This window comes from Anaerovibrio sp. (assembly GCF_051866355.1).
GTDB lineage: Bacteria > Bacillota > Negativicutes > Selenomonadales > Selenomonadaceae > Anaerovibrio.
The window spans coordinates 1-7,491 of sequence record NZ_JBJDWZ010000070.1; the positions used below are offsets into that span (position 1 = coordinate 1).

Below are 7,491 nucleotides of genomic sequence, written 5' to 3' on the forward strand. Positions count from 1 at the left end.
TTCCTTGCGAAGCAAATAACCATCATAAAACACCCCTGATTCATCATAAATGACAAATCAAGGGTGTTTGCACTTACATTATTAGAACATTCAATCTGTCCAAATTGGACAGAACAAACATATTAATAATACGCATACAAATCATCATCAGTACCGGCCTGCCGGTCAGGACCTGGTGATGCGATATACCTGTTTCCCTTCGCATCTGTGCCGAACACAAAATCACTGCCAAAGGCATCTTTGTATACACCGCCCTTGAATCGTCCGCTATCACCGTTCAGCAAATCCGTTACAGCTGTGCCAGTGATACTGTCAGCAGCAGATACACCATCGATCAGATCCTGCATACTTGACGGCCCCTCTCCATCCCTGCGATGCGCCGCATAGCTGGATGCTGCAGTCTGAATATTAGACATTTCCAAATACTGAGAGCCTAATCGCCCTAAATCCAATACTTTGTTCCAGTTTAACACCACGACTGCCATGATGATAACAATAAACAGTACATACATCATGGTTTCACCTGATAATGCCAAACCTTTTACTTTGAACCTGTTTCTATTACTCGATGATATAACTGGTAACCCCATTATTGTTGTCATAAAATATTCCTCCTTAAAAATTATTCACTATAGCCAATGTCATCCCCACAGATACCACTGTCAATGCTGCTGGATGCCTGGCCATCTTGACCCACACTGAATATAACAAATCCCTTCTGCTCATCACTGCTATACTGATATGCATTTCCAAATGGATCACTTGGAACTTCCCTTATCCAAGGGCCATATTGCCCCTGGGTTTTGGTTAAATCCTCCAGTTTTGCAGGATAAGAACCAATTTCCATACGATACTGCCCGATATAACCCCCTAGCGCAGCCGTATCAGCCGCTGCTGTACTGCGTTTTCCTGCATTGATATATGAACTTCCGCCAACAATTGCAACGGCTGCCAGTATTACTATAATCAATACAGCTATAACCACTTGAGATAGGATAAATCCATGCGCCTTATACCTTTTCATCCAATACCTCCGCCTGTTATCTGCCCCATCATATTAAATAATGGGGATAAAACAGCAAACATGATCAATCCCAAGACAGCAAAAATAGGCGTAAGCAAAATATTTGACAACTTTGTGTTGAACATTTGTGATTCCACCACAAGCTGCTTTTTGTAAAATGCTGCCCGCTTGAACATCATCTCACCCATATCACTCTTTTCGCCAGCTTCCAAAAACATATAGATAGATTCATCTAAAACCTCTTCCACGTCCATTTTCTTTAGCACCTGAGTGAAACTGCCGCCGGTACGTCTTATTTCATTGAGAACTCTGGCAATCAATTCATACATCAGTATATTATCAGAGCCGGATGCCGTAAATTCCAGTGCCCGGATTGTATCCAGTCCGGCATTTTTACACAATGCCAGAACCAGGCAAAACCTGTATTGCAAAGCATAAAACACCAACGGCCTATAGACAGGCATGTTAAGCTGCAGCCTGGCCCATTTCTCCGGATTTGCCCGGAAAAAGCAAATCATAACAAACACAGTCAACGCTATTCCCGGCAAGACAATAAACCAATAGTTTTCTGCAAAAATGCCAATATCGATCATCACCTTTGTGTATAATGGCAACTGCATGTTTAGGCTTCCCATAAATCTCCCCATGGATGGCAGCACTACAAAGATGACAATACCTATTGTTATAGCCAGCAATATGAGCAAAAATACCGCCTGCCCCATCTGGGAGCCGATATTGCGCCGCAAATCCACTTCCTGCTCCAATGAACGCACTATTTCTTTATAGACTTCCTCAGCCTGGCCGGTTCCTTCACTGACTTTCATCATCTCCACAATATAATTTGGAAATAACTTAGGATGCTTTGCAAAAGCATCCGGCAGCCTGATGCCTGTTTCTAGGTCATGCTGCACTGAATCCAGTACCTGTTGTACATAGGGACGGCTGTTTTTGGCATATAGCTTCAGTGCATCCAGCACATTCAGTCCGGCTATTGTATTCTGTTCGATAATGATAAATATCTGATACAAATCATTCAGGTTTTTCTTTGAAATCATAACTTATTCACCTCCTCCCGGCCTACTGCCTGGATTAAATCACTCAGGGCAATTCTTCCATCCAGCGCCATATTCATACCTTTTTCCCACATTGATCTAAAACCATTGCGCAAGAGAACATCTTTAATGGTCTTAAAATCATTATTTCGCAGTAATGTGTCACGTATCTCTGTATTGAGAATAACGTACTCCACCACTGCCGTTCGCCCTGAAAGACCGTTGTTGCAGTATTGACAGCCTGCTGCTATCAGGCTGTCCGCCTTTTCAAACAATTTATCCTCACATCTGGCTATCTCATCAGGTGTCAGCAGTTTTCTTTCCTCTTTTGTTAGAATATGCTTTTGCCTGCAATGCGGGCAAAGCGTTGCCACCAATCTCTGCGCCATTATGATTTTTGTTTCCAGGAGCAGGGTTGTCCGGGAGATGTCCAAATCCAAAAGGCGCAGGATAGTTCCTATGCAATCACCAGCATGAACAGTAGAAAACACCAGATGCCCGGTATTGGATGCCTGTGTTGCCACAGTAGCATCCGTAGCATTTCTGATCTCATTGAACAATATAATATCCGGATCGGAACGCAGCACAGCTTCCAATATCTTTTCACCAGACAGATTATTGCCCTCATTATCAGCCTTGTGAATTTGAATCTGAGTAAATTCATCTTCATAGATCTCAATCGGCTCCGCTATCTCAATCACATTCAGCGGCTCCCGCCTAGTATCCAGAACATAATGTATTGCCGCATGGAGGCTTGTTGTCTTGCCGCTGCCTGTCGGGCCGGATATGATACACAGGCCAGTAGGATTTCTGTACAGCACCTGCTTTATGTCATTCAGATCAGCCTCTGTATAACCGATATCGTCCAACGTCCTTTTGCTGATATTGCCGCTCCTGCCAGCCTGGGGCTGCAAACGCAAGACGATGGTCTCCAGCCTGTCCACGCCATTTCCTTCCGGCAAGGTTTCTAAACGGACAAATATATCCTGACCGCCATGTGTCATGTAAAACGATCCTTCGTTAGGCATGTTTGTCCTGGTCATATCCGCTGATTGGGAGGTATCCATCTGTTTAATCAGACTCGCTACATTTGTCATTTGGCTTTCAGTAAACTCATGGTTGGCGGTCATATCATACGCGTGCCCATTAATACGAAATACTACCCTATAGCCACGGAATTGCGGCAGGAGGTGTATATCTGATGCCCTGCGCCTGGCTGCATCCTGCAGCATGGTATTGATTGCGCCCTGCAACGGCGTCATATCCGTTTCTATATTCTGAATATGCTGATTGCCGTTTCTCTTAAAGCTGGAGATATTGTAGTGCTTCATTGCTCCCAGCTTCAGGCTCTCTTCAGAGGTATACAGCAGCCTGACTTTTTTTCCCAACAAACTTTCCAGCTTATTTTTCATTTTAAATGTCTGCTCGGTGTCAGTAGCCAGCACCAGCCTGTTTCCCTCTATCCCAACCGGGATGACATGATACTGAATAACCATATCTTCTGACAGCAGCTTCGCCACATCATCAGGAATTTCCAGCCTGGACAAATCATCAACCGCATACTGACCGCTTTGCTTCAGCTGCTCTGTAAAATGATTTCTGTACAGCTCGCTATAATCTGCCATCATTCCTCCACCTTCCTTAAAATTGCCTTCGGATCAATGTCATCAGTCACGATGTACGGAGTTATCATGATGTAGACCTCAGAATATTCCTTAGTCTGGCTGTGGAATTTGAACAGTTCACCCAGGATTGGCAAATTCATCAGACCTGGAATCCCACTGAGATTATCAAGATCCTTTACACTCATCAGGCCACCTATCACGAAAGACTGGCCGCTCTTCAAGTGAGCCGAAGTAGTAGCCTTGCGAGTTGAAATCTGCGGTGCCGTAGTTTCGCCCTTGCTGAGCCAAGAAGTAATATTGCTTATCTCGGCAGCAATTTTCATGCTTATTGTCCCTGTTACCTCATCAATAGCCGGAATAATAGTCAAATTGGTGCCAATATCCTTGTATTCGGCAGTCACAGATGTTGAGCTGGAAGTCGTCGTGCTGGAAAGTATCGGCACCTGGTCTCCAAAATTCACAACACCTTCCTGGCCATTCATGACCATAATCATCGGTCTGGAAACCACCTTGCCTTTTGACAATGACTTACTTGCAGTAGCATTGGCAGAAAACGTCAGCTTCTCCAGCCAATTGCCTCTAAATGATGAACTATCAGTAATGCCGGAAGTTGTACCAGTGTGGGAATATGTCGGCAGTGAATACTGCATTCCCAAATCCAGCTTATCGCCATGATTTATCTCAATCAGCTGAGCCAGCACCAGGCACTGGCTCACTGGCTTGTCTATTGCACTCATGTGCCTGACAGCGGCAGCCACCTGATAGGGTGTCCCGGTCACAGAAACTGAACGTGTTTCCGAATTTGCAAATATGTTGCTCTCATCCAGCCCCAGAGTCTTCAGCTCATTTGTCACTTTTTCCATATCTGACAAATGATGAACAGGAATAATCTTCGATTGCAGCATAGTATCCGAAGTGCTGACTAATATGGCGTTGTCATCCACCATCCAGTTGAAATTGAAGGCACTGCTCAGATACTGCATGGCTTTTTCACAGGTCACATTGTGCAGTGACATATAAACCTTGCCATCCAGGGTGCCATTTACAACCACATCCCTGTTGGCCACCTTTGCCACAGCATAGAGGCTCTGGGCAATGGGAGTACCCTGCCAATCAAAGTTATACCTTCCTTCGTTTCGGAAGTTATGCTGTTCATTGTACGGCTGGGGAAGCTGCACCTTTTCCCGGTGATTTTCTGCCATCTCGTCAGTACCAACTGCCTTTTCAGTGCTGTCAGCAGCTGCCTGTCCAGCAGCTGCCTCGCCGTCCTCCTTATCAGGCTCCCTGGCATTATTATATTCCGCCAAAATACGCTTTATTTTTTCAGTAAAGATATTAGGGTTGTATATCCCCTCCTGCTGAATAGAAGCTTCCTGCTTTGTAGCAGCGTATGCCGTATCTGCCTCCATAATGGACGTTATGTTGAATATGGATAGTCCCAGCAATACCGCTGCAATCTTTTTCTGCAATCCTGTGTATTTCACTCTTTTCTCCTCCTGCCTTATTCATACTTTACTTTTGTACCGTTATCGAAAGTAATTCCGTCACCGCCAATATAAGCTATTCGGTTATCCCGATAGACATCACCTTCTGACACAACCCTGCCATCCCCCATAATAGCTATATTATTGCCATTATCACTTGTGGCTATCCCTTGTACCGCAATTCTATCTGCTGTCATCTGATTATTGACCGGCTGCATCCCCGCCTGTACAGGCTGCATAGGATGATTTGGAATGACCGGCAACGGAATATTAGCACTTCGCGGTATGGCAGGAACAGTACCACTATTATGCGCAGCAGCCATATCCGCAATATTATCCTTTGAAACATCAAATTCCTTGAGTTCTATAAACGGATTAACAGCAAAAATATCTCCTGCGGCTAATTTTGAACTGCTGCCACCACGCCCCTGCTCTGCTGCCTGCTGTCCTGGTGCAACTTGTTCAGCATGTATGCTATTATGTTCAATGCTATTATCAGGAGCAGAATAGGGAGCTGTTTCAGAGGATGAAAATGCACTATACACTGAATATAACAACAGTATTATCGCCAAGCTTCCCAATACAGCGATTCTTTTCTTATTTTTCACCTGAAAATCAATTTCTATATTCGGCATCTGTTGTCACCTCACTTTGTGTATATTTTGTACGTAAGCTTGGAGGATATGCTGCCATCCTTGCCTTGCAGCACAATATGCTTCAGCCCCACAAGGGCATCACTCTCCTGCAGACTTCTTACACTTTTCATAACCGGTTCGTATTGACCGGAAAACTCCACCGAGAACACCCTGCCATCATTTTCCTGCTGCTTCAGTTCCTTAATCGTATTGATATTCACCCCCAGGGCCTGCAAACGGAAAATTATATCTGTCTGCACCAAATCAACCTGATCAGCTTTTACAGGACGCATGGCTTCACTGTTCAGCTTATTGTTTTTTTCATGCCATTCACTAAGGAACGATTGCATAGTTTCAATCTGCCTTTCTGTTTCTCTTTTCTCATAATAAGACGATATTGTTTTAGTGGTAAGCATCGATGTAACAAACACAAAGATGCTCAGCAGCGTCACGTACAACCCCAACTTAAACTTTTTAGAGTGCCGAAAGCCATGTTCCTTATTCTCCACGTATGCTTCCTGTAATCCGCTATCATCCTGTTCCCTGTGAAATTTGAACCTGTCCATCAGGATTCCTGTAAATTCACTAAATTTGTCCATGATTATCACTTTGCCTCCCCCTTTTTGCCTAACACCAGATTGGCCACCTTGGCCCCGCTGGCATTATCAGTTGTCATCTGGGGGATTGCCACCGAATTGAACACACCCAGTCCGGATAAATCATTGATATACGCCTGAAATTTTAACGGATCCGCTGCCAGCATCTTAATCTTTACCCATTCTGCCGCATTAGGCTTTGTATCACTGCCTGCCTCAAACGATACATAGCCTATCTCCGGCGGCTTTACGCTCATCGCGGCACTGTATGCCTCCAGCAGCTGCTGATCCTCTTTTTGTTCTGCACCTATGATTGACAATTCCCTTTCTATATTTGCAATACTCTCCTGACCGCTTGCATAATCTTCCTGCAGCCCCTCCGGTATCTGTGTAGCCGAAAATAGCAGTATGACTGCCAGCTCCGCAAATGAAATTATCCCCATCAGTACCATGGCAATACGGCTAAAGCTGAAAAAACGTTCTAACCGATAGAACTTTTTTGACTTATTTTGAACCTCCTCCGGCAGCACATTCCCAGGTAAAACCTGCACATAACTCTCAATATATTCTTCAAGCGCATCAGCCCTGAAATCAGCCCATTGCAGCAAAGTTCCCATGGCACAATACCAGCCATATTCATTGTCATCAGGCAATTTTCCTGAGATGAGCATGTCATTGACTGCTATTTGTTTGGCAGCTCTCTGACGAATGATTTCATACTTATCAGCCAGGGGGCTTCCTATTACAACATACGGCAAATCCTGGTTCAGATATTCAAAAGTCTTTTCTGCCGAAAGTTCAAATGCACTCATTGCTTCCTTTATGGTCATGTCCGCCTCTTCGGCAGTCATTAAAGACAACTCATGTGCAGCCAAATCATTATTATCAATTTTGAATATGCCGCCGTTGTGGCTGAAGCCTATCAATGTAGCTTTAGAGGCAAATGAAAACAGTATCAGCTGCTCCTGATTGTACTCACATCTTGACCGCAGGAAAGCTACACTTGCAGCTTCAATCGATACCAGATGCGCCTTTGCCTTGTCTGCCGCCTCGGCGATAACATCCACAATCTGCC

General features: G+C 44.6%; 8 protein-coding genes. All 8 read right to left on the reverse strand.

Features of this window, described 5'->3' with window-relative positions; translation table 11 throughout:
* Positions 1-122: 122 nt before the first annotated feature.
* A complete protein-coding gene (locus tag ACI3UA_RS04170) occupies positions 123-602 on the reverse strand; it encodes a hypothetical protein (RefSeq protein ID WP_439723571.1) in 480 nt (159 codons plus the stop codon).
* Between the two features lie 20 nt (positions 603-622).
* Positions 623-1,024, reverse strand: a complete 402-nt coding sequence (locus tag ACI3UA_RS04175; RefSeq protein ID WP_439723572.1) for a type II secretion system protein GspG — start codon at positions 1,022-1,024, stop codon at positions 623-625.
* A complete protein-coding gene (locus ACI3UA_RS04180) occupies positions 1,021-2,079 on the reverse strand; it encodes a type II secretion system F family protein (protein WP_439723573.1) in 1,059 nt (352 codons plus the stop codon). Before ACI3UA_RS04180 ends, ACI3UA_RS04175 begins: the two co-directional genes overlap by 4 nt.
* Positions 2,076-3,704 carry a GspE/PulE family protein gene (locus ACI3UA_RS04185; RefSeq protein ID WP_439723574.1) on the reverse strand — a complete coding sequence of 543 codons (1,629 nt, stop codon included), beginning with the start codon at positions 3,702-3,704 and terminating at the stop codon, positions 2,076-2,078. Before ACI3UA_RS04185 ends, ACI3UA_RS04180 begins: the two co-directional genes overlap by 4 nt.
* Positions 3,701-5,185, reverse strand: a complete 1,485-nt coding sequence (locus tag ACI3UA_RS04190) for a type II secretion system protein GspD (protein ID WP_439723575.1) — start codon at positions 5,183-5,185, stop codon at positions 3,701-3,703. The genes ACI3UA_RS04185 and ACI3UA_RS04190 overlap by 4 nt, the downstream gene beginning before the upstream one ends.
* Before the next feature lie 17 nt (positions 5,186-5,202).
* Positions 5,203-5,820, reverse strand: a complete 618-nt coding sequence (locus ACI3UA_RS04195) for a hypothetical protein (RefSeq protein WP_439723576.1) — start codon at positions 5,818-5,820, stop codon at positions 5,203-5,205.
* Positions 5,821-5,831: 11 nt separating this feature from the next.
* Positions 5,832-6,419, reverse strand: a complete 588-nt coding sequence (locus ACI3UA_RS04200; protein ID WP_439723577.1) for a hypothetical protein — start codon at positions 6,417-6,419, stop codon at positions 5,832-5,834.
* Between the two features lie 5 nt (positions 6,420-6,424).
* Positions 6,425-7,491, reverse strand: a 1,067-nt coding sequence (locus ACI3UA_RS04205) for a hypothetical protein (RefSeq protein WP_439723578.1), incomplete at its 5' end; no start/stop codon positions are given.

Coding starts and splice junctions, on each gene's coding strand:
- ACI3UA_RS04200 (WP_439723577.1), bottom strand. CDS start 6,419: ATGGACAAATTTAGTGAATTTACAGGAATCCTGATGGACAGGTTCAAA.
- ACI3UA_RS04170 (WP_439723571.1), bottom strand. CDS start 602: ATGACAACAATAATGGGGTTACCAGTTATATCATCGAGTAATAGAAAC.
- ACI3UA_RS04175 (WP_439723572.1), bottom strand. CDS start 1,024: ATGAAAAGGTATAAGGCGCATGGATTTATCCTATCTCAAGTGGTTATA.
- ACI3UA_RS04185 (WP_439723574.1), bottom strand. CDS start 3,704: ATGATGGCAGATTATAGCGAGCTGTACAGAAATCATTTTACAGAGCAG.
- ACI3UA_RS04180 (WP_439723573.1), bottom strand. CDS start 2,079: ATGATTTCAAAGAAAAACCTGAATGATTTGTATCAGATATTTATCATT.
- ACI3UA_RS04195 (WP_439723576.1), bottom strand. CDS start 5,820: ATGCCGAATATAGAAATTGATTTTCAGGTGAAAAATAAGAAAAGAATC.